Below are 26,734 nucleotides of genomic sequence, written 5' to 3' on the forward strand. Positions count from 1 at the left end.
CCGCGGACTCCGAGGCTTGACGAAGGAGAGACGAATGACCTTCCCGGTGATCGACGCCCACCAGCACGTGTGGGATCCTGCTCGTGCCGAGTACGACTGGCTCGGGCCTGAGCTCGCGCCGATCGACGGCGCGATGAGCTTCGAGATGCTCTCCCCGGAGCTGAGAGCGGCCGGGGTCGACTTCACCGTCCAGGTCCAGTCCGCCGACAACCCCGAGGACACGGCCCTCATGCGCGAGTCGGCGGCCGCGCACCGCGAGGTCGTCGGCATCGTGGGCTTTGCCCCCCTGGACGACCCCGATGGCACGGCCGCCACGCTCGACTCGTGGGCCGGCGATTCCCTGATGGTCGGCGTGCGCAACCTGATCCACAACAAGCCCGACCCGGACTGGCTCCTCCGGCCCGAGGTCGGCGCCTCGCTCGCCCTGCTCTCGGAGCGAGGGATCGCACTGGATGTGGTGGCCGTGCTGCCGCGCCACCTGGAGCTCGTCCCCCTCCTGTCTGCCCGGCATCCGGAACTGCGGATGGTGATCGATCACCTCGCCAAGCCTCCTGTCGGCCTCCCCTCGGATCAGCCCTGGGACGACCTGATGGCGGCGGCCGCCCAGAACCCGCTGGTGTACGGCAAGGTGAGCGGGCTGTACTCGGCGACCGACGACATCGGCGCCTGGACGACCGAGGCGATCCGGCCGTTCTTCGACCGCGCGCTGGACCTCTTCGGCCCGGGGCGTCTCATGTACGGCGGAGACTGGCCCATCTCGGTGCTCGCCGGCGGATACACCCGCGTGTGGGAGGGGCTGCGCCCGCTGTTCGACGGCCTGGCACCCGTCGAGGCCGAGCAGGTCCGAGGCCGGACGGCTGCCGAGTTCTATCGGCTCGACGCCGATCGGCTCCGGCGGCCAATGATCTAATCACTCACCCGAGGAATCGTCCCGGATCGTTACTAACCGGGGTATCGGTATTGATTCATCCGATGTATCGTCGACTTTCAACGCGCTCGATCGTCACCCGACCGGTATGAGCAAACGTTTGACTTCATGCAATCCCAGGGATAACGTTTGAGCAGGTCGGCGCGGATGACGTGAGAGCACCACAGACAGCATCACAAGGGCGTGCGGTTCGGACGCCCCCTCACTAAGGAGTGTCAATGAAGACCAAGAGGATTCTCGCCGCGAGCGCGGGAGTGGTCGTGGCGGCCCTCGCCCTCGCGGGATGTTCCGGCGGCGGCGGCACGGGAGCACCGTCCGCCGAAGCGCAGACCGACTCGGGCGGAAAGATCACGGTGTGGGTCGACCCGCCTCGCGTCCCGGCCGCGGAGGCGTTCCAGGAGGCGTACCCCGACATCGAGATCGACGTCGTCCAGATCGACGGCACTGTCGGCGGAAAGACCGTCAAGCAGTCGTTCGCGAACTTCGACGAGGCGGGCTCCGGCTGGCCGGATGCGATCTTCTTCCCGTCCAACGACGACATCGCGTGGGCGACGAACTCGACGAGCAACTACGCCGCCGACCTCACCGACCTCCTCCCCGAGGTCATCGAGGGCTACGACCCCGCCGTCCTGTCGTTCTGCGAGATCGACGGGAAGATCCGGTGCCTCCGCAACGATGCCGCCCCCGACGTCTTCTGGTACAACAAGGCGTTCTTCGACGAGAACGGCTACACGCTGCCGACGACGTGGGAGGAGTACGGCGAGCTCGCCGCGACCATCGCAGAGGAGCACCCCGGCAAGATCAGCGGGTTCCTGGGCGATGCCTACGCCGTCAACCGCTATCTGCAGGGCTCCGGCTGCCCGACCAACGATCGCGTCTCCGAGACGGAGGCTCACATCGACCTGAGCGACCCCGCCTGCGTCCGCGCCACCGAGCTGCTCACCCAGATGTATGACGCGGATGCGCTCAGCACCCAGGGCATCTTCGACGGCGATGCGGCCGAGGCCGGCGCCAACCTGGTGATGAGCCCCGGAGCGGTCTGGTGGGGCAACTACCTCTTCCGCGACACCTGGAAGATCCCGGCCGGTCAGATGAGCGCGGTCGCGCCGCTGACGTGGGAAGGCGAATCCGAGCCGTCGACGGGCAACGAGGGCGGCGGCCTGTGGGGCGTCTCCTCGCACATCAAGGGCAAGCAGCTCGAGAACGCGCTGACGTTCGCGACCTTCGTGGCGACCGACCCCGCGTGGCAGGTCGATCTCAGCACGGGTCTGCCCGGCTACGGTCCCGTGCAGGACCCATGGCTCGCCAAGATCGAGGCGGACGAGTACTTCGCCGACATCCCGACCGTGCAGGAGGCGTTCAAAGAGGCGGCTTCCGCGGTGAAGCCCTACTCGTACATGCTGTACGACACGGGGTCGGTGTGGACCGAGACGGTCAGCCCGACGCTCATCGCCGGCGGCTCGGTCGAAGAGGCGATCGCCGCCTTCGGCGAGGAGCTCGTGAACCAGGCCAAGTCGGTGGGCTACACCGTTCAGTGACGTGCGCGAGGGGGTGCCGGTCGGCGACCGGCACCCCCTCCGTCCGCGATTCGAGGAAGAGCTGATGACGACCACACTCACCGAGACCCTCACCACCGCGCAGCGCCGCGGCGGGGGAGCCCGAGGCGGGAAGCCGCGGAGGCGGCGCGCGCATCACCGCGCGGAGGCACGGGGCGCATGGGTGCTGATGTCGCCCTACGCGCTGCTCTTCCTGGTGGCCGCCGCCATCCCGATCGCCTACGCCTTCTTCATCTCGCTGCAGAAGCCGGCGACGCTCGTGAACCCGCAGTCGGGGTTCGGCGGTCTCGAGGCGTTCGTCACGGTGGTGACCGACTACCGCTTCGTCGACACGTTCGTCAACATCTTCAGCGTCATGATCATCTGGCTTCCGCTGATGATCCTCGGCGTGGTGGGCCTCGCATTGCTCGTGCACGCCAGTCCCGGCCGATTCGGCGGGTCGATGCGGTTCATCTACTTCGTGCCCGGAGCGCTCGCCGGCATCGCGAACTTCGTGCTGTGGGTCTACCTGCTCAATCCGACCGAGTCGCCGATCGCCTTCCTCTGGGAGCGCGCGGGCCTCGACACGCTCAAAGAGATCACGACGACCGACAACCTGCCCTGGATCCTCACGGCGATGCTCTTCTTCCAGGGCGTCGGCACCTGGATCGTCATCGTCAACGGCGGCCTGAACGGCATCCCGGACGACATCTTCGAGGCGGCGGAGCTCGACGGTGCCGGGGCCTGGCGTCTGGCGTGGAACATCAAGCTGCCGCTCATCCGCCCCTGGATCGGGTACGCCGCTCTGATGAATCTGGCGTACGGCTTCCAGCTGTTCCTCGAGCCCTATCTGCTGCGCCAGATCTCGTCCGGATCTGTCGAGGCCGAATGGGCGCCGACGCAGCTGGGATACGCCTTCGCGTTCACCAACCGCAACTTCCCGGCCGCCGCGGCGATGTCGATCATCCTGCTCGTGATCACCCTGGCGATCGGCATCTTCATCGTGTTCAAGAGCGGCCTGTTCGGCGAAGAGAAGGAGAAGGCCCGATGACCGCGCCCCTCGAAGCGCCCGAGCTGGAGCTGGACAACCTGCCCCACCCGGTGGGCTACCGGCGCTGGAGCGCCGGACGCATCAGCCGCGTCACCGTGATGCTCGCCGTCGCGGCCATGTTCGTCATCCCGATCGTGGGCTTCATCGCCATGGCCTTCCGCAGCCAGGAGGGCATCGAGGCCGGAACGGACGGCTTCCTCGGTCTCGGGGGCATGTCCTGGGACAATGTCGTGTACAGCTGGAGCCAGATCACCGGATTCGGTCCCGGCGACGGCGGGCTGTTCCAGCGGTGGATCCTCAACTCGATCATCCTCGCGGTCGCCGGCGGCCTGCTGGCGCTCATCGCTTCCCTTCCGGCGGGCTACGCGATGGCGCGGCTCCGCTTCGGCTCCCGCAAGTTCTGGCTGTTCGCCACGCTGCTCGCGATGGTGATGCCCAACACCGTGCTGGTGATCCCGCTGTTCCTGGAAGTCAACGCGATCGGCGCCGTCGGGCAGCTGTGGCCGGTGGCGGTCATCATGGGATTCTTCCCGTTCGGGGCCTACCTGGCGTACATCCACTTCATGACCGTGATGCCACCGGAGCTCGTCGAGGCGGCGCGCATCGACGGCCTGGGCGAGATCGCCATCTTCTTCCAGGTCGCCCTGCCGATCTCCAAGCAGGTGGTGGCCCTGGTCGCGTTCTTCTCGTTCGTGGCGAACTGGACGAACTTCTTCCTGCCGCTCGCGCTGCTCACCTCCAACCAGAACAACAAGACGATCTCGATCGGCATCCAGGAGCTCATCGGCGCGAGCCCGCTCTTCAACGCCACCGTCGCCGCCGGGCTGGACGTGAAGCTCTACATGCCGCAGCTCGCGCTCGCGACCGTGATCTCGATGGTGCCGCTGCTGATCGTCTTCCTCGGCGCGCAGCGGTTCCTGATCCGAGGACAGACAGTCGGCGCCGTGAAGGGATGAGACCGATGGACGACCACCCGGAGCGGCATCCCTCCGCCGCCTACACCGTGGAGCTGCCGAGGCATCCGCGTCCCATCGTGATCATCGGGACGGGTGGGATCGTCAAGGACGCCCACCTTCCGGCCTACCGGAAGGCGGGGTATCCGGTGTGGGGGCTCGTCAACCGCACGATCGCGAGGGCGCAGGCGCTCGCCGACGAGTACGGGATCGAGCACGTCTTCGGCACGGTCGCCGAGGCGGTCGCCGCCGCTCCCTCCGACGCGGTCTACGACATCGCGCTGATGCCCGAGCAGTACGCCGACGCACTCGAGGCGCTGCCCGACGGCGCGGCCGTGCTCATCCAGAAGCCGCTCGGCCACACGCTCGAGCAGGGTGTGGCGCTGCGGGACCTGTGCCGGCGGAAGGGGCTCATCGCGGCGGTCAACACGCAGCTGCGATTCGCCCCGTACGTCGCAGAGGCGCGCCGTCTCATCGCCGCCGGGACCATCGGCGAGCTCTACGACCTCGAGATCCGGGTGCAGGTCGACACACCCTGGCACCTCTTCCCGCACGTGTTCGGTCTCGAGCGCCTCGAGATCAACATGCACAGCGTGCACTACCTCGACCTCGTCCGATCATTCCTGGGCGATCCGGACGGCGTGAGCGCGGTGACGCTGCCGCACCCCGAGAAGCACGAGGTCGCCAACACGCGGTCGACCATCCTGCTCCGCTACCGCGATCGACCGCTGCGCGTGACCGTCAGCACGAACCACGACCACGCGTTCGGGCCCGAGCACGAGGAGAGCTACATCAAGTGGGAGGGCACCCGTGGCGCGATCCGTGCGCAGATGGGACTGCTCCTGGACTATCCGACCGGGGGGCCGGATGCGCTGGAGCTGATCCTGCTCGATGAGAAGGAGAAAGGCTGGCAGGACGTGCCCTTCGAGGGGTCGTGGTTCCCGGACGCGTTCATCGGCTCGATGGGGGCGGTGCAGCGCTTCGTCGAGGGGTCGGTGCCCGATCTGCCCACGTCGGTGGACGACGTCCTGCACACGATGGCCGTCGTCGAGGCGGCATACACGTCGCAGGAACGAGAAGGCGTCGAGGCATCCGTGCCCGTCGACGAGGCGACCGGGCGATGAAGCGCGTGGCCTCAGTGATCGGCCTGCCTCCCGAGAACCGGGAGGAGTACGAGCGTTACCACGCCGCCGTGTGGCCGGCCGTGCTCGCGCGGCTGACCGAGAGCAATATCCGCAACTACTCCATCTACCGTCATGGCGATCTGCTGTTCTCGTACTTCGAGTACGTCGGCGACGACTACGAGGCCGACATGGCCGCGGTGGCCGCAGACCCCGAGACCCAGCGCTGGTGGGCCGTGCAGGAGCCGTTGCAGCGCCCGTTGCCCGACCGGGGCGCGGGCGAATGGTGGAGCGAGCTCCCCGAGATCTTCCACCACGACTGAGCGGATTCACTCGCTGAGCGGTGGCCGAGCTGACCGAGCGGGCGCTCAACGGCCGCTCAGCGGTGGATTCGGTCGCCTGGACCGGCCGATATTGCTCATAGGTCAGATGTATGATCTACTAGGTCTCATACGGTCGCATTGCGGCCCGTCGTCAATGTCGCCGACCAAGAAAGGCTCTGGCCATGGCAGCACAGCAGCGCAGATCAGTCACCCGTCTCCTCACGGCGGGCACCACGCTCGCCGGCCTCATCGCGCTGACCGCGTGCGCCGGTGGCGGCGGCGGACAGACCGACTCCGGCCTCGGCTTCACTCCGGCCGAGCAGGATCCGGACAGCACGATCACCGTGTGGGTGGATGCCGCTCGCGAGCCGATCGCGAAGGCCTTCGAGGAGGAGAACCCCGACGTTCCCATCTCGATCGAGACCTACGACGGCAACGCCGGCGGCTCGGGCTCCTTCCAGACCAAGATCGCTCTGTTCGATCAGTCCGGAGAGGGGTGGCCCGACGTGGTCTTCTCCACGCAGACCAACGACGCGTCGTGGGCGGCGAAGGAGACCAACGGCGCCCAGGCCTTCGCCGCGCCCCTGAACAAGGGCTTCCTCGACGACGGGTTCCTCGACGGTTTCACGGCCGGCGCGAATGACCCGATGACCGTCGACGACACCGTCTACGGACTGCGCAACGACCTCGCGCCGGTGGTGCTCTGGTACAACCAGCCGCTGCTCGACGAGTTCGGCTATGACATCCCGCAGACCTGGGAGGACTACCAGAAGCTCAGCGACGACCTGGCCGCGGAGCACCCCGGTTACATCCTCGGCTCGATCGGCGATTCGTTCACCGGCACGTACGTCTACTACTGGGGCGCGCAGGCGCCGATCTTCCAGCTGGACGGGAACACCTTCTCGTCGGACTTCGAGGACCCGCACTCGGTCGGCATGACCGACATGCTCGACCACATGATCGACAACGGCACCCTCGTCCAGGACAGCGTGTTCAGCGCCACTTTCGTCGAGAAGTACGCCGACAAGATCGTCGCGATCCCGGGTCCGGCCTGGTACTCCGGGGCGATCTTCCAGAACCCCGACAACGTGAACGCTCCCGCCGGCACGTTCGGCGCCGCCGACCCGCTGTACTGGGAGGGCGAGGACGAGGTCACCGGCAACGTCGGCGGCGGAGTCTGGTACGGCTCGAGCCACTCGAAGAACCTCGACGCGGTCGAGCAGTTCCTCGAGTACGTCGTGTCCTCGGAGAAGGCGGTCGAGCTCGCGTCCGGCCTGCCGGCCTACGAGGAGGCGGCGGCGAGCTGGCTCGCGACGCAGGCCTCCAGCGGCTACTTCGTGGGCGACTTCGAATCAGCGGTCGCCACGGCCGCCTCGAGCGTCTGGAGCGGCTGGGGCTTCCCCAGCTTCAGCCCGGAGACCGCCTACGCGGCGGTGGTCGTGCCCGGCCTCGCGGCCGGCAAGTCGATCGCCGAGCTCGTACCCGACTGGCACACGCAGATCCTCAACGAAGCCCAGGTTCAGGGCTACGAGGTCGCCGAGTAGTGAGGGCAGTCTCATCGCTACCACCGCGCAATTGACGGCTCCCGCCGTCGGCCCGCTCCTGGGCCGGCGGCGGGGCCGCCGCCGGAGCCCGGATCGCAGCCAGGCCCGCATCGGGTACATCTTCTCGAGCGGCTACGCGGTGCTGCTCCTGGCGTTCGGCCTCTTCCCCTCGCTCTACGCCATCTACCTGGCGTTCACGAAGGACGGCGGCTTCGTCGGAGTCGACAACTTCGTGCGGGTCTTCAACGACTACCGGTTCTGGCCGGCGGTGCAGCACGTGGCGGTCTACATCGCCTTCTGGCTGGCGTCGCTCATGATCTTCGTGGTGCTGCTCGCTCTCGTCGTGCACGCCATCCGCATCCGGTGGGCTTCGGCCTCGGTGCGCTTCCTGTACTACATCCCGGGGGCGCTCGCCGGGGCCTCGAGCGTCATGCTCTGGCTGTTCCTGCTCGACCCGACGGTCAGCCCGGTCTCGGGAGTGCTGCACGCGCTGGGCTTCGAGACCTTCGTGCAGGTCGTCTCGATCGACAACCTGCCCATCGTCTTCACGCTGATCGCCTTCTGGGCCGGCGCCGGCGGCTGGATCGTCATCATGTACGGCGCGCTCAACAACATCTCGGACGACGTGATGGAGGCGGCCCGCATCGACGGTGCAGGCCCGATCGCCTCGGCCTGGTACATCCAGATCCCGCTCATGCGGAAGTGGATCTCCTACATGGCCGTGATGTCACTGGCAGCCGGCACGCAGCTGTTCGTCGAGCCTCGGGTGCTGTCGCAGGCGTCGAAGGGCGTCGTGCCGCAGGACTACTCCCTCAACCAGCTCGCGTACCTGTTCGCCTTCCGCCAGAACGACTTCAACGGCTCCGCGGCGATCTCGCTGCTGCTGCTCGTCGTCGCCGTGGCGCTGTCGGCGCTGTTCGTCTTCCGAGGAGGACTCTTTGAGCGCGACTGAGACCATCGTCCGCCCCCGCGGCGCGAAGGCGCGGTACGGGATGCGCGACGTCGAGACCGAGCGCCCCAGTCCCGCGCGCTGGATCGGGCGCGTGCTCGCATGGAGCGTCATCGGCTTCTTCGTGCTCTTCTTCGTGGTCCCCATGGTGTGGCTCGTGCTGGCCCCGACGAAGACTCCGCGACAGCTGCTGCTCGAGAATCCGTTCAGCTTCGGAGGGTTCGACACGCTCGCCTCGAACTGGGGCGAGCTCATGGCCTTCCAGAACGGCATCGTGTGGGTGTGGCTCGGCAATGCCGCGCTGTACTCGGGGGCAGCGCTGGTCATCGCGCTCGTGGTGAGCATCCCCGCCGGCTACGCGCTCGCGATGGTGGAGTTCAAGCTGCGGCGCACGCTCCTGGTGGCGACGCTCATCGTCATGCTGATCCCGAACACCGCACTGGTGCTGCCGACATTCCTCGAGCTGAGCGCCCTCAAGCTCGTCGGCACGCCCCTGTCGGTGATCCTGCCGTTCTCGTTCTTCCCCTTCGGCGTGTACCTCACGTACATCTACTTCTCCACGGCGGTCTCGCGCGATCTGCTCAATGCCGCGCGGATCGACGGCGCGGGAGAGTTCCGGGTCTTCACGCAGATCGCGATGCCGCTCGCGACGCCCGTCATCGCGCTCGTGGGCTTCTTCAACCTCGTCGGCAACTGGAACAACTACTTCCTGCCCTTCGTCATGGTGCCGGGACGCAGAGCGCCGATCCAGGTCGGCCTCGCGGAGCTGCTCTCCAACGTGCCGCTGTTCAACCCCACCACGGTGGGCTCCGTCACGATCGACCTGCCGGTGCTCGCGCTCGCGACGATCCTGTCCGTCGCACCGGTGCTCATCATCTTCCTGTTCTCGCAGCGCTTCCTCGTCAGCGGCATGACGGCCGGAGGGACGAAGGAATGACGACGGATGCCGCGCCCGTCAGGAGCGTGCGAGGTGCAGCACGCCGTCCACGCGACGGGGAACGTCCACCTCGCCGTCGCGCAGCTCGGGCGGGAGCACGAACTCAGGCGCATCCTGCCAGGCGAGCGGCCGAAGGAAGCGCCTCACGGCCGTGACGCCGACGGAGGTGTGCTGCGTGTTCGTCGCCGGCCAGGGTCCGCCGTGGTGCATGCCCCACGACACGCGCACCCCCGTGGGGTAGCCGTTGTAGACCACGCGACCGACAAGGTCGCGAACCGCCTCCGTGAGCTCCGCGATCTGCTCGGCTTCGTCGGGCTCACCGTGGATCGTCGCCGTGAGGGAGTCGGGGACGGCGCTGAGCGCGCCCACGACGTCGGCGAGTGAGTCATAGCGCACGATCAGCAGCAGCGGCCCGAACGCCTCCTCGGTCGCCGCGGGTGTCAGCGAGGCGGCGTCGATCTCCAGGACGGCGGGGGTCGATGCGTAGCCGGGACCGCCGGCGCGCGGTGCCGCCAGGCTCCGGGCACGGCCCTCCTCGATCAGACGCCGACGGATCTCGTCGAACGCGCCGTGGATGCGGTCGTTCAGCAGCGTCTGCGCGTCGGCTTCCTGCGCGCGGGCGACGATCGCGTCGACCAGCGCGTCCGCCGAAGCCGGGACGAAGGCGATTCCCGGCTTCGTGCACAGCTGACCCCCCGAGCCGGTGAAGGAGAGGAACAGACCGTCCGCGATCTCCGCCCCCCGGGCACCGGCGGCTCCGGGCGTGACGATCAGGGGATTGAGACTCGACAGCTCGCCGAAGAACGGGATGGGAGCCTCGCGTCCGTCGATGATGTCGAGGAGGATCCGGCCGGTCGCCAGCGACCCGGTGAAGCCGACGGCCCTCACTCGCGGATCGGCCACGAGGGCGGCGCCGGCGCGCTGCCCGAACACGATGCCAAGGGTCCCATCCGGTGCGCCGTGTGCGCGCGCGGCGCGCTGCAGGGCCGCGAAGGAACGGGCCGAGGTCAACGGGTGAGAGCCATGGGCCTTCACGATCAGGGTGTTGCCGGCCGCGAGCGCCGAAGCCGTGTCGCCTCCGGCGACCGAGAACGCGAACGGGAAGTTGCTCGCGCCGAAGACCGCGACGGGCCCGATGGGCACGAGCATCCGGCGCACGTCCGGACCGGGACCGATCGGCGTCTGTCCCGCGTGGTCGACGATCGCCTCGAGGTAACCGCCGTCATCGACGGCGTCGGCGAACAGCCGCAGCTGGAAGATGCTGCGGGAGAGCTCGCCGGACAGCCGCGGCTCGGCGAGCCCGGTCTCGGCCAGCGCCGTCGTCACGAGCAGCTCACGGTCCGCCTCCAGCCCGTCGGCGAGGGCGCGCAGGAGCCCGGATCGCCACGCCCGGGGGCGGCGGCGCAGGGTGCGGAAGGCGGATTCGGATGCTGCGGCCAGCGCAGCCACACCCTCCGAGGTCGTCTCGGCGATGCCGGTGTCGCTGGTCTCGCCGGTGCGCGGGTCTGTGGTGGTCACGGTCATCGGGAGCCTCCGCGGGAGAGTAGGCCGCGCGTCGTCAGGTTCGCGAAGAGAGCCCCGATGCCGAAGTCCCAGGGCGCCGCCTCCTCGCTGCGCCGCACGCGGTTGACGAGCCCGCCCAGGGCGGGCGACGAGATCGAGACGATGTCGCCGCGGTGGTGCGTGAACCCGCGGCCCGGTTCGCCGCGATCGTCCACGGGGGCGAACATCGTGCCGAGGTAGAGCACGAGCCCGTCGGGGTACTGGTGGTGGGCGCCGATGGCCTGCGACGCCAGGTCGGCGGGGTCACGGCTGATCCGCGCCATGTGGGAGCTCGCGGTCATCTCGAAGCCGTCTTCTCCGGTGACCCTCAGCGTGACGGTCGCCCCGCGGATGTCGTCGAGTGAGAACCCGGCGTCGAACAAGCGCAGCAGGGGCCCGACCGCGGCCGACGCGTTGTTGTCCTTGGCATGACCGAGCAGCAGAGCCGAGCGGCCCTCGATGTCGCGCAGGTTGACGTCGTTGCCGAGCGTCGCGCCCACCACGCGGCCCGCCGAGGAGATCACGAGCACCACCTCGGGCTCGGGATTGTTCCACTCCGAGTCGGCCCTGATCCCGACGTCGGCCGCGGTGCCGACCGTGGCCATGACCGGCGCCTTGGTGAAGATCTCGGCGTCCGGTCCGATGCCGACTTCCAGATACTGACTCCACAGGCCCTCGGCGATGAGATAGGCCTTGAGGCGGGCCGCCTCGGGAGATCCCGGCACGAGCTCGCCCAGGTCTGTCCCGATCGCGTCGAGAACTTGGTCGCGGACCCCGTGCGCGGCATCCGCTTCTCCTCTGGCCCTCTCTTCGATGATGCGCTCGAGCATCGAGACCGGGAAGGTCACCCCCGCCGCCTTCACCACGTGGAGATCGATCGGCGACAGCAGCCACGGGCGGCCCGGGTCGCGCGTCTCGGGCGCCGTGTTCGCCAGGATGTCGGCGAACGAGCCGACCGATGAACCCGCGGCGGCCGCGAGGGCGGCGGCGGGATCGGGCGTCTCCGTGAGGTCGCGCATGGTCGCGAAGGACGAGGACAGGTCGACGACGTCGCCGTCGCGGATGGCGACCACCGAGGGTCCTCCCGCCACGGGGTCCCAGACCCGCCCCGCAAGGGAGGAGGCGGCGTCGGCGGGCAGGGCGCCGATCGCACCGCCGGTCCAGTCATCCGTCATCTGTCGCTCCTTGCAGTAGGGGGCCGGCTCAGCGACCGTGGAAGTCGCCGGGTCGGCGCTCGGCGAACGCAGCGCGTCCCTCGGCCGCATCCTCCGTGGCGAATGCGATGCCCTGCAGCTCGCGCTCATAGCCGATCGCCTGATCCAGCGGCAGGTTGTACGCCGCCCGCAGGTTCGCCTTGGCGGTCTCGGCGGCGATCGGCGGGCGGGACGCGATCGTGGCGGCGATCTCCTGCGCACGCGCCACCACGGATTCGGGCTCGGCGATCTCGCTGACCAGACCCCACGCGAGCGCGCGCTCCGCGTCGATCGGGTCGCCGGTCATGAGCATGAGGGCGGCGTTGCTCGCGCCGATCGAGTTCGCCAGCAGCGCCGACATGCCGCCGCCGCCGATCCAGCCGAGCTTGATCTCGGGGGCCGCGAACGTCGCCGTGCGCGCAGCGATGCGGATGTCGCAGGTCAGAGCGGTCTCGAGGCCCCCGCCCAGGGCGAACCCGTTCACCGCCGCGACGACAGGCTTGCGCAGAGCGCGGAGTGCGTCGCAGTAGTCGCGCCGGTTGCGGAACGCCCAGGGCGTCTCGTAGCGATCGAGGGTGTGGATGTCGGACCCCGCGCTGAACGCACGGCCGGTCCCCGTGTAGACGACCGCCCGGACGGCGGGGTCGTCGTTGATGCGCTGGACGAGCTCGACGAGCGCGTCCGACATGGCCTGCGTGACGGCGTTGAGCTTGTCCGGCCGGTTCAGCCGGATGGTCGCCACCCGACCCTCGACGGTGACGACGATGAGCTCGGTGCCGCTGTCGTATTCGATCGCGCCGTTCACGGTGTCGCCGAATCGGCCGTGACCACGGCGGACAGTGTCGTCTCGGCGACCGCCCCCTCTGCCAGGAGCGCGTCGACCGCGTCCTCGGAGAACCCGAGGTCGGCGAGCACCTCGCGCGTGTGCTCTCCGACGAGGGGCGCGCCGCGCTCGACCGTGGCGGGCGTCCGATGGAAGCGGTATGGGAAGCCGGGTGTCTTCACCCTGCCCTCGGTCGGATGGTCGTACTCGACGAAGGTGCCGTTGTGGATGATCTGCGGGTCGGCGACGAGGTCCTCGTAGCCGTACACGGGGCCGGCCCACATGCCGGCCGCGAGGAGGGCGTCCAGCCAATGCTGGGTCGTGTCGGTGGCGAGGCGGGCGGCCGTCTTCGCGTAGAGCTCGTCGCGGTGCGTCCACCCGTGCTCCTCGGCATCCAGTCCCGCGAACGAGGGCTCGCCGATCACCTCGCCGAGCGGGCCGAGTTCGGCGAAGCCCAGCGCGAGGTACCCGTCCGAGGTCGCGAACACGCCGTAGGGCGCGCGGATGTACACGTGCGCGTTGGGCTGCTCGCCGCGGTGCTGCGGAACGCCGCCGACTGTGAAGACCGACAGCTCCTGCATCTGCAGCGTCGTGAGCGCGTCGAGCATGTTGACCGTGACGAGCTGACCCTCGCCCGTGCGCTCGCGATGCAGCAGCGCGGCCAGCACGGCCTCGAACGCCGTGGACGCGGTCACCGCGTCGGCGAGGTACTGACCGGCCGGGGTGGGCGGTTCGCCGGCGCGCCCCGCCGACAGCATCGCACCGCTCATCGCCTGGATCAGCAGATCCTGCCCGGGGCGGTCGCGGTACGGGCCGTCCTCGCCGTACCCCGACATCGACACGTAGACCAGCGACGGGTTGAGCGCCCGGAGCGTCTCGTAGTCCAGGCCCAGCCGGGCGGCGACGCCCGGACGGTAGTTCTGCAGGAACACGTCCGCGGTGGCGACCAGTTCGCGCACGATCGACTTGCCGGCCTCGGACTTGAGGTCGACGGCGAGCGAGCGCTTGTTGCGGTTGAGCGAGAGGAACGAGACGTTGATGCGGTTCCCCTGAGCGCCGCCTGCGGCGGCGAACCGCTGCCACTCGCCGGCGGTGGGCTCCACCTTCACGACATCGGCGCCGAGGTCGCCGAGGCGCTGCGCGGCGAAGGGGCCGGCCATCGCGATGGAGCAGTCCACGACGCGGTAGCCGTCGAGGATGCGGGGAGTCGGTTCGGTCATGCGGATGCCTCGGCGTCTGGTTCAGTCATGGACAGGGGTATCGGCGCCGCCGGCGGCAGAGGACCGCAGCAGCGCGTCGATCAGCTCGACGGAGCGCGCGGCGACGTCGACGCCGGAGTTGTTCTCGCTCGAGGCACCGGTGATGAGCTCGATGAAGCGGGCGGGCGGGACGAGGCATTCATACTCGCCCTCGCCCTCGGCGATCTCGACCTGCTCGCGCTCGCCGTCGTAGCGACTGAGTGTCACCCGCTCGCGCTCCACGTCGATCATGAGCACCCCCTCGGTGCCGAACAGGCGGATGTCGACCTGGTACTTGTCGCCGTCGGCGAGGGTCGCCGCGCCCGACAGCGCGCCGAGGGCACCATTGTCGAAGCGGACGACTCCGGCGTCGAAGAGGTCGACGGGGGCGCCCGCATCCATCACGTGGCCCGCGACCGATGAGGCCCGCAGTCCGGTCAGCCAGAACAGCAGGGCGGTGGAGTGGGTCAGCTGTCCGTGGGCGTAGCCGCCGCCGTGCGCGGGGCTCGACCAGGTGCCGGGGTCGGGGGCCGTCGCGGAGTTCCAGCGCTCCAGCATGTGCGTCGGGTCGCTGCCGAAGAGGCCCCGGGTGGGTGAGGCCATGTGACACAGCGCGTACTGGATCTCTCCGATCCGCCCGGCCTCCAGCATCCGCTTCGCGGCCACGGTGAAGGGCTTGTAGTTCCATCCGTACGGCACGAGGAACACCGTGCCCGCGCGCTCCGCCCGAGCCGCCAGGTCCCACGCCTCGTCGGCGTGCAGCGTCATGGGCTTCTCGCACAGCACGTGCAGCCCTCGGTCGAGCGCCTCCGCGGCGAGCGGGTGGTGCAGGTCGTGCGGCGTCGAGATCACGACGGCGTCGAGGTCGGCCGCGAAGAGCTCGTCGCTCGAGGAGGTCGCGAAGCCGAAGCCGAAGCGGTCGCGGATGTCGTCGAGACCGGGGCCCAGCCCGCAGACGCCGATGAGCTCCACGTCGTCGCGCGCGGCGAACAGCGGGAAGTGGTTGCTCGTCGCCCACCAGCCCGCGCCGACGGCACCGAGGCGCACCCTGCTCATGCGGCGACCCACCGCCAGGTGCGCAACCCGTCGCGGCGGCCGACGGCGACTGCTCCGCCCGCGACGAGACGCTCGAGATTCCCGGTCAGGGGGAAGATCAGGTACGCCGCCGCGTCGGAGCTCCACGCGCCCAGTCGGCCCGCGGTGCGCTCGATCAGCTCCCGCGTCGTCAGGGCGCCCGCGTCGCGAAGGGCGTCCTCGATCACCGCGTCGATGAGCTCGGTGTAGGCGAGCGACTCGTCGAGGAACGCATCGACGGCCGCGCCCTCGTAGATCGGGTAATGCGCGGTGAGCAGCAGCTCCGCGCGCAGCGCGCGAAGACGCGCGATGGTCTCGACGTACGCCGCCGTGTCCCGGTACGTCGGCGGGAACGCCGGGTCTCCGGCCGCCGTCGGCACGGTCTCGCCGAGCACGGCGTCGGAGATCAGCAGGCTCGAGTTCCCGGCGTCCCACAGGGCGAGGTGGCCGGGGGAGTGGCCCGGTGCTGCGAGCACCTGCACGACGCGGTCGCCGAGGTCGAAGTCCTCGCCGCCGGCGAGCGCGCGGTCCACGCGGACGAGACCGGTCGATGCCCGCACGAACGCCGTCGTCGCGGGCGGGTCGTCGAACCCGTCGTCGTCGGCGAACTCGCCGTAGCGGCCCCGGATGAGCTCCTCGACATCCTCGGTCATCGCGACATCCGCCGACCCGGCGAGGAACTGCGCTCCGGGCGCGACGGCGGCCAGCGCGGCGTTGCCGCCGGTGTGATCGAAGTCGCAGTGCGAGCTCACCACCCACCGCAGCCGGGAGAGGTCGAAGCCGATGCCCTCGAGGTACGGAATCAGCGTGCCGGGCACGCTCTCCGCGATGCCGGTGTCGAAGAGGAGCGCTCCCTCCGGCCCCTCGAGGAGGTACATGGCGATGAACCGCTCCCCGAGGGGAGCCACGATGCGGTGCAGACCGGGGCGAAGCTCCATCACCCCTCCCATGTCGCGTCGGCCACCAGCCGCAGACCGGTGCGGCTCGAACGCACGTGGGGGCCTTCGGGCACCTGCCACCCGACGGCGTCCTCGCGCCCCGCGATGAGCGCCTCGTCGATGACGATGCCCGCACCCGGTGAGTCGCCGAGCACGATGCCGCCGTCCGCGAACTCCTGGTCGAGCGTGACCCCGTAGGGTTCGCCCAGGTCCTGCACCTCGGCGGAGAGGTGGTTGGGGACGGCGGCGGCGGCAGCGGCCACCGCATGGTTGGCCGAGAGGCCGACCGGGCTGACGGGCAGGTCCCGGCTGTGGGCCGCGATCGCGACGCGCAGGAAATGGGTGACCCCCCACACGGCGCCGGCTTGGACGATGTCGACGGCGCCCGCGTCGAGGAGCTGGCGGTACTGCTCGAGGCCCGTGAGGTTCTCTCCTGTCGCCACCGCCGCGCGGACCGCGGCGCTCAGGCGGGCGTGGCCCGCGGCATCCCACCGGCGAAGCGGCTCTTCGACCCAGGTGAGGTCGTGGCGCTCCTCGATCGCACAGACGTGGCGCACGGCCTGCTTGAGGTTCCAGGACTCGTTCGCATCGAGCATGAGGGCCGGACGCGGCGCATTGCGCGAGAGAGCGTCCGAGATGATGTCGAGCCGGCGGATGTCGACCTCGACATCGCGACCGCCCTTGAGCTTGCCCCCGGTGAACCCGCGCTCGGCCATTCCGCCGTAGAACCGGGCGAGCTGCTCGTCGTCGAGGGCGATGTCGAGCCCCGAGGCGTAGCCGGGGACGAAGCGATCGTCCGCCCCGAGCAGCCGCCACAGCGGCTCGCCCGCGAGCTTCGCCTTGAGATCCCACAGCGCCATGTCGAAGGCGCCCACGCCGCCGAACGTCGCGCCGGAGTGCCCGGACTTGAAGACCCGGGCGAGCATGTCGTCGTACAGCGATGCGACGGCGCGCGGATCACGCCCTTCGAGCGCGGGGAACAGCCGGTCGAGATCGTGGTGCGAGCCCATGCCGATGCCCGTCAGGCCCTCGTCGGTCTCGAGAAGGAGGAGCGGGACCTCGGTGACGCCGGAGGCGATGAAGCCGTTGGCATCGCCCACCGGGCGGCCCCAGTCGTGGTGCGTGGTGAGGGTGCGGTAGCCCGTGATCTTCATATCGCCCTTGACTTCGAGATCGGGTGAGACAGAAAACAGCATACATCATATGTATGGCATGTCTAGGTGGGGATGGCGATCGGGCGAGACGCGGGTCATAGAGTGGCCTGCATGAGCGACCTGACCCCTACCGGCATGCGAGACGCGGGGAGGCTGCCGTTCGATCGGATCGGGGTGGCCGTCCTCAACGAACTCGTCGAGGCGATCGTGTCCGGCCGCGTTCAGCCCGGCGAGACGCTGCCGCCCGAAGCCGTGCTGAGTCAGCAGTTCGGGGTGAGCCGCACCGTCATCCGCGAGTCCATGAAGCGGCTTCAGGAGAAGGGGATGGTCACCGTCGCGCAGGGGAGGGGCACCCACGTCAATGCGATGTCGGCGTGGAACCTGCTCGACCCGCTCGTCCTCCCCGCGCTGATCGGCCACGACGACGCGCTCGGCATCCTCGACGATCTGAGCGTCGTCCGCGGGGCTCTCGAAGCGGCGATGGCCGGCGCACTGGCGGCGCGGCGCACCGACGAGGTGGTGGAGACGCTGCGGGCGAGCCTGACGACGATGCAGGAGAACATGGCCGACTCCGCCGCCTTCCGTCAGGCCGATGTCCGGTTCCACATCGCCGTCATGGAGCTGTCCGGCAATCTGCTCGCCGAGAACATCGCGCGGGTGCTCTTCGATCGCGCGCTGGAGAGCACCCGGTACCACGGCGTCGACCCGGAGCATGCCTTCGAGATGACCATGCAGGAGCACGAGCGCATCGTCGAGGCCATCGACGCCGGCGACGCGGATGCGGCCCGCCGAGCCATGGACGAGCACATCCTGGGCTCGTGGGAGCGGCGTCGCCTCCCCACGTTGAGACGCGGGAAGGAACCGCAGGACTGAGGCCGCGGGTCGTCGCGAGCCTCAGGCCGCGTCGACACCCCGATGGGCGCGGAACAGCTGCCAGTCGGCCCGCGAGAGGTCGGCGTACGCGTACGACCATTCGAGGATCGCCTCGCCCGCGATGCGGCCTCCGCCGACATAGCCCGCGACCACTGCGGACGGCGGGGACTGCCCGTGCGCGCGGGCCAGCGTCGTGGCACACGCATCGGCGTACCAGCCGAAGGCCGAGTCTTCGAGCGTGTCCACGTCGAACCCGCCCTTCTTGTCGTGGAACTGCCGCACGTAGAAGGAGCGATCGGGGCCGCCTTCGATCGGCTCGCCGGTGAGGTGGCCGAGGAACGGGTCCGACACCGCCTGCAGGATGCGCTGCATCGCGACCACGCGCCCGCCCTCGCCGTTGGCTTCGATGTAACGCGCCACCCCTTCGGGCTGCTCCACCCCGCCGTACTCGACGAGCACGCTCTGGCCGGCCTCCTTCGCCTGCAGGATCAGGGCGTTGCCGTCGCCGTCGGCGAGCGAGATGAGGTAGCACCGCGTGCCGACGCTGCCGACCCCGACCACCCGTCGGGCGATGTCGGTCACGTGGTACTTCTGCAGCAGCACGCGGATGTCGATGTTCGCCGACCGCTGGTAGACCCCCACGTACTCGCCGATCCGCGACTCGATGCGGGGATCGACGTGGGTCATCGTCGGCGGCAGCTCGGTGAAGGTCAGGCGCCCCGCTTTGTCGACGGTCGTCAGCTTCTTGACCGCTCGCGCGGCGGTGCGCTTCTCCGCGTCCTTGACGGCCTTGTGGAGCGCCTCCGCCGACTCGGCGTCGAGCGACTCGGAGCCGGCGGCGGCGTCGAAGTGGTCGTAGTAGCGCTTGAGCGGGCTGCGCTTCGCACCGCTGGCGAGGGCCCGCGCATAGGTGCGCACCGCGCCGAGCGCGGCCTCCCGCACCACCTTCTCGTCGCGCGAGGTGGACTGCCCGGCGATCACGATGCTCGTGACGAGGCGCTTCACGTCCCATTCCCACGGTGCCCATGCGGACTCATCGAAGTCGTTGAGGTCGAACACCAGCGTGCGCTGCGGCGAGGCGAAGAGGCCGAAATTGGAGACGTGCGCGTCGCCGCACGACCCGACCGAGAGCCCGCTGCTGGGGGAGCGCGCCAGGTCGGCCGCCATCAGCGCCGCCGTGCCGCGATAGAACGCGAACGCGCTCGCCGCCATCCGCTCGGTGCGGATCGGCACGAGCTCGGGAACGCGGGTCGAGTCCTGCCTGTCGAGGATGCCCATCGGATCGCGCTCGCCGTCGGGCAGCACCGCGAGATCCTCCCGCGGAGCGGTCGCACGCGCGGCGCGACCTTCGGCGAGGTGATCTTCGAGGGTGGGCGGAGCGGTCCACGTCTCCGCCAGCGGCCGGACCTCTGTCGTTGCCATGGGCTCAGTGTGGCACCGCACGGCGGCGCGCGGGGGTGAGTTCGGGGGTGAAATGCGCGGAGCCGCCTCCCGCCGTCGATACCCTGGCGGCGTGACCCGCGCCGAGCCTGCTGTTCCCTCACCGGCGCTGTCGCCGACCATCCGCACGCTGATCGCGCTCGCCGCCGCCGTGATCGTGCTCGCCGGCGTGTACTTCGCCCGGGAGCTCGTCGGTCCGCTGGCGCTCGCGATCGTGCTCGTGGTGATCTGCGAACCCATCCGCCGGCCGCTCGAGCGCAGGAACTGGCCGCGGTGGACGGGGACGACCGCCGTCATCGTGCTCGCCTACCTCGTGCTGCTCGCGATGGGGGCGCTGCTGTGGCTGGCCGGCACGCAGTTCGCGCGCCTGGTGAGGGAGTTCTCCGATGAGCTGCGCGACAGCGTGCAGAGCGTGCTGGCGTGGCTGACCTCTGTCGGGCTCGATCAGGAGGCAGCGGATGCCACGTCCTCCGTGCTCGATCCCGAGACGCTCGTGAGCCTCGCGTCCAGCCTGGGCGGCACCATCCTCGGGGTGGCGACCGCGCTGTTCTTCGTCTTCGCCTACATCATCTTCATGGCCGCGGACGCGGCCCGGTACCGCGACGCGGGGCGGGTGTTCGGACCGACCAAGGCGCCGACGCTCTCTCGCATCACGCACCTCAACTCGGGCGTCCGCCGCTACTACGTGGTCAACGCCAGCTTCGGCGCGATCGTCGCGGTGATCGACGGCTTCGCGCTGCTGTGGCTGGGCGTGCCCGCACCCCTGGTCTGGGCGATCCTCGCCTTCGTCACCAACTTCGTGCCGAACATCGGGTTCGTGCTCGGGCTGATCCCGCCCGCGGTGCTCGGGTTCGTCGTCGGCGGCTGGCCGATGCTGCTCGCGGTCATCGCGATCTACTGCGTCGTCAACGTCGTGCTCCAGGTGCTCGTCCAGCCGAAGTTCGTGAGTGACGCGGTCGACCTCAGCCTCACCCTGAGCTTCTTCTCGGTCATCTTCTGGACCTTCGTGATCGGCCCGCTCGGCGCGATCCTCTCGATCCCGCTCACCCTCTTCGTCCGCACGCTCGTGCTCGAGGGAGATCCCGGCTCGCACTGGCTGCGCTGGCTGTCGGGGGACCGGTCCGCCGTGCCCCCGGATCCCCGTTCCCCCGATCCCCGGAGACGATCATGACCCAGGCCCCGATCGATGCCCTTCCCGAGACCCGGCGGGAGCGGGCGGTGGCGTCGCGGCTCATCGACACGTCCAGCGAGCGCTCCCTCGAGTCCACGTCCATCGGCATCGCCGTCGTCGCCTTCGTCCTCGTGGCGCTGCTGGCGCTCCTGGCCTTCGGCTTCCAGCCCGCTCCGATCTCCGGCCCCGACTCGATCGGCCAGTTCGCGGCGATCGCCTCGGCGGTGGTCGCCCTGCTCGCCGTGATCGCCGGCCGGTACCTGCTCCACGAACGAGGGCCCCACGGCCGGCTGCACGTCCTGGACTACCTCGACATCGCGGCGCTCGCGATCGCCCACGCGATCATCGCGCTCCTCGGCTGGACGCTCCTCGCCGTCATCTTCGAGCAGGCCTTCATCGGGGCGGACGTCTTCCCCTTCGCGGTCGTGATCCTGGCGGGGGCCACCTCGGCGATGACCGCCTACATCGCGTTCGACTCGGCGACGCACATGGACCTGCAGCTTCTCGCAGCCGTGCTCGCGGTCTTCCTCGTGCTGGGGGTGCTCGCGAGCATGCTCACCGCGAGCGACCCGAACTGGTGGAAGGACAACCTGAGCGCGCTCGGCATGACCACGAACGTCTCGGCGCTCGCCTTCAACCTGACGCTCATCGTGGCCGGCTTCCTCGTCACGACGCTCGCCCGGTACGCGACGCGCGGCATCCCGACGGCCAACCCGGTGGGCATCGGCCGCGTGCGCGTGTGCCTCATCGTGGTGGGCGTCTTCCTGGCGCTCGTGGGCCTGTTCCCGGTGAACCTCTTCTTCGCCCTGCACACCGCGGTCGCTTCGGGGATGGTCGTCGCGTACGGGGTGCTGGTCATCGGGCTTCCGAGATGGATCACCGGGATGCCCCGCGCCTTCGTGCTGATCGGCTGGCTGTTCCTCGGAGTCACGCTCGTGCTGGCGGTGTTCTTCGCGATCGGCTACTACACGCTCACCGCCGTGGAGCTCGTGGCCGGGATTCTCGTCTTCACCTGGATCGTGCTCTTCATCCGCAACGCCTCGGCGCTCGAGCAGGACGCCCGCGCCGCCTGACCCGCGCGCCCCCGCCCGTGAGCGTCCGGCGTACGGGATGATTCGGCTGTGGATGAGAAGAGCTGGCAGCACCGCACCGCGGTGCCGCTCATGGTGGCGTCCCTCCTCTATCTGATCGCGTACTCGTGGCGCGTCATCGGCGGCGTGTCGGGACCTGCGCATTTCGCTTTGACGGTGATCATCCTCGCCACCTGGGCGCTGTTCATCGTCGACTACCTGGTGCGCCTGTCGCTGGCGAACAATCGTGCGCGGTGGTTCCGCACCCACCTCGGCACTCTCGCAATCGCGCTCATCCCCGTCTTCCGGCTCGTGCTGCTGCTCAAGGCGCTCACCCGTGTGCCGGGCATGCGGCCGTCCGCCGGTACCCGGCTTCGCACTCAGATCATGGTCTACGGCGCGGGGGCGGGGACCCTCCTGATCTACATCGCGTCGCTGGCCGTGCTCGAGGCGGAGCGGATGTCGCCCGACTCCAACATCCACACGTTCGGCGAGGCCGTCTGGTGGTCGTGCGTCACCATCACCACCACCGGCTACGGCGACTACTTCCCCGTGACGGGCGGCGGTCGATTCGTGGGCGTCGCCGTGATGTTCTGCGGGATCGCCCTGTCGGGCATCATCACGGCCACGCTCGCGTCGTGGGTCCTCGAGCGCGTGGCGCGCAATCACGACGACGCCGAGCCGGCCACCCGCGGCCAGGTCCGCCAGCTGATGGACAAGGTCGAGGCGCTGGGTGCTCCGCACCCCGACCAGGGCGACGACTCCTCCGCGCGCTGAGCGAGCCCGTCGCGCCTGCGCTTCACCCCCGCCGGGTGACGTGGCTCCCGCGCACCCGGCATAGCGTGCGATCGGCAGAGCCCGAGGAGGACGACCCATGATTGCCGACCGTCACGCCCGCACGATGCTTCCGATCCCCGACCGTCCCGGCCCGTCGCTGACGACCTACGACGCGAAGGATCCCGACACCGCGTACCCGGCGATCACGCCGCTGCTGCCGCCGGAGGGGGCGCCGAACGTACTCATCGTGCTCATCGACGACACCGGCTTCGGGGCGTCCAGCGCCTTCGGCGGACCGTGTGCGACGCCGAACGCCGAGAGGCTGGCCGCCGGCGGCCTGAAGCTCAACCGGTTCCACACCACGGCCCTGTGCGCGCCGACCCGTCAGGCGATGCTGACCGGCCGCAACCACCACTCGGTCGGCATGGGGAGCATCACCGAGACCGCGACCTCGGCACCCGGGAACAGCTCCCTGCGCCCGAACACCAAAGCGCCGCTCGCGATGACGCTGAAGCTCAACGGGTACTCGACCGCCCAGTTCGGCAAGTGCCACGAGGTTCCGGTGTGGCAGTCGTCGCCGATGGGGCCGTTCGACGCCTGGCCCTCGGCAGGCGGCGGCTTCGAGACGTTCTACGGATTCATCGGCGGCGAGAACAACCAGTGGGATCCCGCGCTGTACGAGGGCACGACGCCGGTCGAGCCTCCAGCCACGGCCGAGGAGGGCTACCACCTCACGGAGGATCTCGCCGACCATGCCGTCAGCTGGATCCGGTCGCAGAAGGCCCTCATGCCGGACAAGCCGTTCTTCGTCTACTTCGCACCCGGAGCCACGCATGCCCCGCACCACGTGCCGCCGGAGTGGGCCGACAAGTACAAGGGGAAGTTCGCGGACGGCTGGGACGCGCAGCGAGAGAAGACGTTCGCCCGGCAGAAGGAGCTGGGCGTCATCCCTGCCGACGCCGAGCTCACTCCGCGCCATGCGGAGATCCCCGCGTGGGATGACATGCCCGCCGAGCTGAAGCCGGTCCTGGAACGCGAGATGGAGGTCTACGCCGGATTCCTCGAGCACACCGACTTCCACGTGGGCCGGGTGATCGACGCGATCGAGGATCTCGGCGTTCTCGACAACACGATCGTGTACTACATCATCGGCGACAACGGGGCGTCCGCCGAGGGCACCATCAACGGCGCGTTCAACGAGATGGCCAACTTCAACGGCATGGCGGCCCTCGAGACCCCGGAGTTCATGCTCTCGAAGCTCGATGAGCTCGGGTCGCCCAGCTCCTACAACCACTACGCCGTCGGCTGGGCCTGGGCGATGGACACCCCGTTCCAGTGGACGAAGCAGGTCGCTTCGCACTGGGGCGGCACCCGCAACGGCACCGTCGTGCACTGGCCGGCCGGCATCGAGGAGAAGGGCGGCCAGCGCAGCCAGTTCACCCACGTGATCGACATCGCCCCGACGATCCTCGAGGCGGCCGGGCTGCCCGAGCCGACGATGGTCAACGGCGTGCAGCAGTCGCCGATGGAGGGCACGAGCATGCTCTACGCCTTCAACGCGCCTGATGAGCCCGAGCGCCACGACCTGCAGTACTTCGAGATGTTCGGCAATCGCGGGGTCTACCACAAGGGATGGAGTGCGGTCACGAAGCACAGGACGCCCTGGGTGATGGTCGGGGGAACGCTGCCGGCGTACGACGACGACGTCTGGGAGCTCTACGACGGCAGTGTCGACTACAGCCAGGCGCACGACCTCTCTGCGGAGCAGCCCGAGCGCCTGCACGAGCTGCAGCGGCTGTGGCTCATCGAGGCGGTCAAGTACAACGTGCTGCCGATCGATGACCGCACCGCCGACCGCCTCAATCCCGACATCGCCGGTCGCCCGTCGCTGATCCGCGGCAACTCGCAGCTGCTGTTCGCGGGCATGGGGCGCCTGTCCGAGAACAGCGTGGTGAGCATCAAGAACAAGTCGTTCTCCGTGACGGCGGAAGTCGAGGTGCGAGAGGGGGGAGCGCAGGGCGTGATCATCGCCCAGGGCGGCCGCTTCGGCGGCTGGAGCCTCTACCTGCATCAGGGGCGCGTGAAGTTCGTCTACAACGTGCTCGGCATCCAGTCCTTCGCCACCGTGGCCGAGTCCGAGGTGCCGCCCGGCACCCATCAGGTCCGGATGGAGTTCGCGTACGACGGCGGGGGCCTCGCGAAGGGCGGCGACGTGACGCTGTACTGCGACGGTGAGGCCGTGGGCAGCGGACGGGTCGGCGCCACGCAGGCCATGGTCTTCTCCGCCGACGAGACGACCGATGTCGGGTACGAGTCGGGCACCACCGTGTCGGACGACTACTCCGCGCGGTCGAGCAGGTTCACCGGCAGGATCAACTGGGTGCAGATCGATCTCGGGGACGACGACCACGACCACTTCATAGACCCCGACGAGCGCATGCGAATCGCGATGGCGCGGCAGTAGCGGGAACGAAGCGAAGGCCGCACCCGAGCGGGTGCGGCCTTCGCGCGTGCGATGTGCGACTGCTAGGAGAGCAGCTTGGCCTTCGCGGCCGCGAACTCCTCGTCGGACAGGATGCCCTGCCCGTGCAGGGTGGCCAGCTGCGTGAGCTGAGCCATCATGTCAGGAGCAGCGGCTGCCGCTGGTGCGGCGGCAGGAGCGGCAGCCTGGGCGTTCGCGACGGCCTGCGCCGCCGCGGCGTCCATGGCCGCCTGATTCTGCTGAGCCTCGTAGGCCTGCTGCTCGTACTCGGCGTTCGCCTTGTCTTGCTGGTGGCGCTGCATACCGCCCGATACGGCGGTCGCCGTACCCGCGACGACGGCGGTTCGCGCCGCCAGTCCGACCAGGCCGGGACGGCCCCTTCTGCGCATCATGTCGTACTCCTTCAGTCGACGTTCTCGGAAAGAAACGCGTTGACGATCGGTGCGGGGATGCCCTGGCGGGCGATCACCGCGCCACCCGCGTCGTAGAGCGCGGCGGCGAACTTCTTCGCCCACAGCAGCTCGACCACCAGGATCGCCGCCGACGAACCCGGGGGGACCGCCTCGGCGAGGGCCTCGATGTCTTCGATGCCCGCCAGTCCCTCGAGGTCGAGGGCCGGGACACCGGCGTCGTCGGCCGTGTCCGACAGCTCCACGACCGTGAGTTCGCCGCCCTCGGTCCGGGTGGCGTAGACCAGGTCGAGGAGGTTGACCGTACCCGAGGCGACCAGGTCGTCGATGGCCTGGAGCACGCCCGGTCCGGGCTTGTCGCCGTCGAAGGCGATCGCGTAGAACTCGATGGGTCCGTAATCGAATGTCGTCATGTCGTCATCCTCCTCCTGCGAGCCTCAGCTCGCGAGTGCCTTCGACTTGAGAGCCTCGAACTCCGCCTGGGTGACCGCACCGGAATCGAGCAGGGCCTTCGCCTTGGCGATGTCGTCCGCCGCACTCGACGAGCCGCTGCCGGCGGTCGCGCGAATGTACTCGTCCTGCTGGGCCCGAAGCTCGGTGGCCTGCTCGATCGCACGCTTCTGCATCGCCGGTCCTCGAGCGATGAGGTAGATCAGCGCCGTCAGGAACGGCACGAAGATGAGGAAGAGAATCCAGATCGCCTTGAGCCACCCGTTGAGAGAGTGGTCGCGGAAGATGTCCCCGATGATCGAGAACAGCACCATCAGGTACGCCACGAACACGAAGACCCAGAAGAACCAGGCGATGAAACCCCAAAGGTCCATGTCTATTGCCAATCGTCACGGACGGACCGATTCGCCCGTCGCTCTCCCGAAACTACGAGGGCGGCACGGCCCCGACGTCACCCCGACCGGGTGAGAATCAGCCGATGTCGGCGGGGATGGGATTGACCGACACGACCTCGACGTGCAGCTGGTCCAGCATCTCCAGAAGGCCGAGGAGCCGGGCCTGGTCGGGGATCGATCCGACGATGCGGGTGCAGGTACCCTCCGCGGTGAGGCTGAAGCCGTCGAGAGCGGCGCTGAGCTCGGGTCCGAGCCGCCCGCGGACGATGATCTCGATGACATGGATGCCCATCAGCGGTCCTCCCGGAGGCTTCGTGACATTGTGGGCGCTCCTGCCTCGCAGCGACGTCACCCTTGTGGGAT

The 26,734-nt window shown here is 69.2% G+C and carries 26 protein-coding genes; 14 read left to right on the plus strand and 12 right to left on the minus strand.

The window, feature by feature from the left end; all coding sequences use genetic code 11:
* Positions 1 to 34: 34 nt before the first annotated feature.
* From SOM19_RS01890 to SOM19_RS01930, 9 genes are all read left to right on the plus strand, one after another.
* Positions 35 to 910 carry an amidohydrolase family protein gene (locus tag SOM19_RS01890; protein WP_320484854.1) on the plus strand — a complete coding sequence of 292 codons (876 nt, stop codon included), beginning with the start codon at positions 35 to 37 and terminating at the stop codon, positions 908 to 910.
* 236 nt (positions 911 to 1,146) lie between these two features.
* Complete coding sequence (locus tag SOM19_RS01895; RefSeq protein WP_320484855.1) at positions 1,147 to 2,466, plus strand: ABC transporter substrate-binding protein; 1,320 nt, start codon at positions 1,147 to 1,149, stop codon at positions 2,464 to 2,466.
* A gap of 64 nt (positions 2,467 to 2,530) precedes the next feature.
* A complete protein-coding gene (locus SOM19_RS01900) occupies positions 2,531 to 3,514 on the plus strand; it encodes a carbohydrate ABC transporter permease (RefSeq protein ID WP_320484856.1) in 984 nt (327 codons plus the stop codon).
* On the plus strand, positions 3,511 to 4,470 hold the full coding sequence (locus SOM19_RS01905) for a carbohydrate ABC transporter permease (protein WP_320484857.1): 960 nt from the start codon (positions 3,511 to 3,513) through the stop codon (positions 4,468 to 4,470). Before SOM19_RS01900 ends, SOM19_RS01905 begins: the two co-directional genes overlap by 4 nt.
* Before the next feature lie 5 nt (positions 4,471 to 4,475).
* Positions 4,476 to 5,591: a Gfo/Idh/MocA family protein gene (locus tag SOM19_RS01910; protein WP_320484858.1), complete on the plus strand. Its 1,116-nt coding sequence runs from the start codon at positions 4,476 to 4,478 to the stop codon at positions 5,589 to 5,591.
* Positions 5,588 to 5,911, plus strand: a complete 324-nt coding sequence (locus SOM19_RS01915) for an L-rhamnose mutarotase (protein WP_320484859.1) — start codon at positions 5,588 to 5,590, stop codon at positions 5,909 to 5,911. The genes SOM19_RS01910 and SOM19_RS01915 overlap by 4 nt, the downstream gene beginning before the upstream one ends.
* A 182-nt stretch (positions 5,912 to 6,093) precedes the next feature.
* On the plus strand, positions 6,094 to 7,455 hold the full coding sequence (locus tag SOM19_RS01920; protein ID WP_320484860.1) for an ABC transporter substrate-binding protein: 1,362 nt from the start codon (positions 6,094 to 6,096) through the stop codon (positions 7,453 to 7,455).
* A gap of 31 nt (positions 7,456 to 7,486) precedes the next feature.
* Positions 7,487 to 8,407, plus strand: coding sequence for a carbohydrate ABC transporter permease (locus SOM19_RS01925; protein ID WP_320484861.1), 921 nt, complete (start codon positions 7,487 to 7,489; stop codon positions 8,405 to 8,407).
* Positions 8,394 to 9,341, plus strand: a complete 948-nt coding sequence (locus SOM19_RS01930; protein ID WP_320484862.1) for a carbohydrate ABC transporter permease — start codon at positions 8,394 to 8,396, stop codon at positions 9,339 to 9,341. The genes SOM19_RS01925 and SOM19_RS01930 overlap by 14 nt, the downstream gene beginning before the upstream one ends.
* Before the next feature lie 18 nt (positions 9,342 to 9,359).
* Here SOM19_RS01930 and SOM19_RS01935 read toward each other — a convergent pair whose 3' ends face one another.
* The 7 genes from SOM19_RS01935 to SOM19_RS01965 are packed head-to-tail and all read right to left on the minus strand — an operon-like array spanning position 9,360 to position 17,345.
* Positions 9,360 to 10,865 carry an aldehyde dehydrogenase (NADP(+)) gene (locus SOM19_RS01935; protein ID WP_320484863.1) on the minus strand — a complete coding sequence of 502 codons (1,506 nt, stop codon included), beginning with the start codon at positions 10,863 to 10,865 and terminating at the stop codon, positions 9,360 to 9,362.
* Entirely contained in the window at positions 10,862 to 12,058 is a 1,197-nt protein-coding gene (locus SOM19_RS01940; protein ID WP_320484864.1) for a fumarylacetoacetate hydrolase family protein, read from the minus strand. The genes SOM19_RS01935 and SOM19_RS01940 overlap by 4 nt, the downstream gene beginning before the upstream one ends.
* 28 nt (positions 12,059 to 12,086) lie before the next feature.
* The gene (locus tag SOM19_RS01945) at positions 12,087 to 12,881 is read right to left on the minus strand and encodes an enoyl-CoA hydratase/isomerase family protein (protein ID WP_320484865.1); all 795 of its coding nucleotides are present in this window, start codon (positions 12,879 to 12,881) and stop codon (positions 12,087 to 12,089) included.
* Positions 12,878 to 14,119, minus strand: coding sequence for a CaiB/BaiF CoA transferase family protein (locus SOM19_RS01950; RefSeq protein ID WP_320484866.1), 1,242 nt, complete (start codon positions 14,117 to 14,119; stop codon positions 12,878 to 12,880). Before SOM19_RS01950 ends, SOM19_RS01945 begins: the two co-directional genes overlap by 4 nt.
* A gap of 21 nt (positions 14,120 to 14,140) precedes the next feature.
* Entirely contained in the window at positions 14,141 to 15,193 is a 1,053-nt protein-coding gene (locus SOM19_RS01955) for a Gfo/Idh/MocA family protein (protein WP_320484867.1), read from the minus strand.
* The gene (locus tag SOM19_RS01960; RefSeq protein ID WP_320484868.1) at positions 15,190 to 16,149 is read right to left on the minus strand and encodes an MBL fold metallo-hydrolase; all 960 of its coding nucleotides are present in this window, start codon (positions 16,147 to 16,149) and stop codon (positions 15,190 to 15,192) included. The genes SOM19_RS01955 and SOM19_RS01960 overlap by 4 nt, the downstream gene beginning before the upstream one ends.
* Entirely contained in the window at positions 16,149 to 17,345 is a 1,197-nt protein-coding gene (locus SOM19_RS01965) for a mandelate racemase/muconate lactonizing enzyme family protein (RefSeq protein WP_320484869.1), read from the minus strand. The genes SOM19_RS01960 and SOM19_RS01965 overlap by 1 nt, the downstream gene beginning before the upstream one ends.
* Positions 17,346 to 17,414: 69 nt before the next feature.
* On the opposite strand from SOM19_RS01965, the gene SOM19_RS01970 reads away from it, so the two are divergent.
* Positions 17,415 to 18,176: a FadR/GntR family transcriptional regulator gene (locus SOM19_RS01970; protein ID WP_320484870.1), complete on the plus strand. Its 762-nt coding sequence runs from the start codon at positions 17,415 to 17,417 to the stop codon at positions 18,174 to 18,176.
* Positions 18,177 to 18,197: 21 nt separating this feature from the next.
* Here SOM19_RS01970 and SOM19_RS01975 read toward each other — a convergent pair whose 3' ends face one another.
* Complete coding sequence (locus SOM19_RS01975) at positions 18,198 to 19,598, minus strand: DUF2252 domain-containing protein (RefSeq protein ID WP_320484871.1); 1,401 nt, start codon at positions 19,596 to 19,598, stop codon at positions 18,198 to 18,200.
* Between the two features lie 91 nt (positions 19,599 to 19,689).
* Between SOM19_RS01975 and SOM19_RS01980 the strand changes: the two genes are divergently transcribed.
* From SOM19_RS01980 to SOM19_RS01995, 4 genes are all read left to right on the plus strand, one after another.
* Positions 19,690 to 20,787, plus strand: coding sequence for an AI-2E family transporter (locus SOM19_RS01980; protein ID WP_320484872.1), 1,098 nt, complete (start codon positions 19,690 to 19,692; stop codon positions 20,785 to 20,787).
* Positions 20,784 to 21,860: a DUF998 domain-containing protein gene (locus SOM19_RS01985; RefSeq protein ID WP_320484873.1), complete on the plus strand. Its 1,077-nt coding sequence runs from the start codon at positions 20,784 to 20,786 to the stop codon at positions 21,858 to 21,860. The genes SOM19_RS01980 and SOM19_RS01985 overlap by 4 nt, the downstream gene beginning before the upstream one ends.
* Before the next feature lie 48 nt (positions 21,861 to 21,908).
* Positions 21,909 to 22,634 (plus strand): potassium channel family protein, encoded by a 726-nt coding sequence (locus SOM19_RS01990; protein ID WP_320484874.1) that lies wholly within the window; start codon positions 21,909 to 21,911, stop codon positions 22,632 to 22,634.
* Between the two features lie 97 nt (positions 22,635 to 22,731).
* Positions 22,732 to 25,098 (plus strand): arylsulfatase, encoded by a 2,367-nt coding sequence (locus SOM19_RS01995; protein WP_320484875.1) that lies wholly within the window; start codon positions 22,732 to 22,734, stop codon positions 25,096 to 25,098.
* A gap of 62 nt (positions 25,099 to 25,160) precedes the next feature.
* Here the strand turns inward: SOM19_RS01995 and SOM19_RS02000 are convergent, their stop codons facing one another.
* The 4 genes from SOM19_RS02000 to SOM19_RS02015 form a co-directional block, all read right to left on the minus strand.
* Positions 25,161 to 25,508 carry an SHOCT domain-containing protein gene (locus SOM19_RS02000; protein WP_320484876.1) on the minus strand — a complete coding sequence of 116 codons (348 nt, stop codon included), beginning with the start codon at positions 25,506 to 25,508 and terminating at the stop codon, positions 25,161 to 25,163.
* A gap of 11 nt (positions 25,509 to 25,519) precedes the next feature.
* On the minus strand, positions 25,520 to 25,939 hold the full coding sequence (locus SOM19_RS02005) for a DUF6325 family protein (RefSeq protein ID WP_320484877.1): 420 nt from the start codon (positions 25,937 to 25,939) through the stop codon (positions 25,520 to 25,522).
* A gap of 24 nt (positions 25,940 to 25,963) precedes the next feature.
* A complete protein-coding gene (locus SOM19_RS02010) occupies positions 25,964 to 26,350 on the minus strand; it encodes a PLDc N-terminal domain-containing protein (protein WP_320484878.1) in 387 nt (128 codons plus the stop codon).
* A 97-nt stretch (positions 26,351 to 26,447) separates the two neighbouring features.
* Entirely contained in the window at positions 26,448 to 26,663 is a 216-nt protein-coding gene (locus tag SOM19_RS02015; RefSeq protein WP_320484879.1) for a DUF8691 family protein, read from the minus strand.
* Between the last annotated feature and the right edge of the window lie 71 nt (positions 26,664 to 26,734).

This window comes from Microbacterium sp. CFBP9034 (assembly GCF_034045255.1).
Lineage (GTDB): Bacteria > Actinomycetota > Actinomycetes > Actinomycetales > Microbacteriaceae > Microbacterium.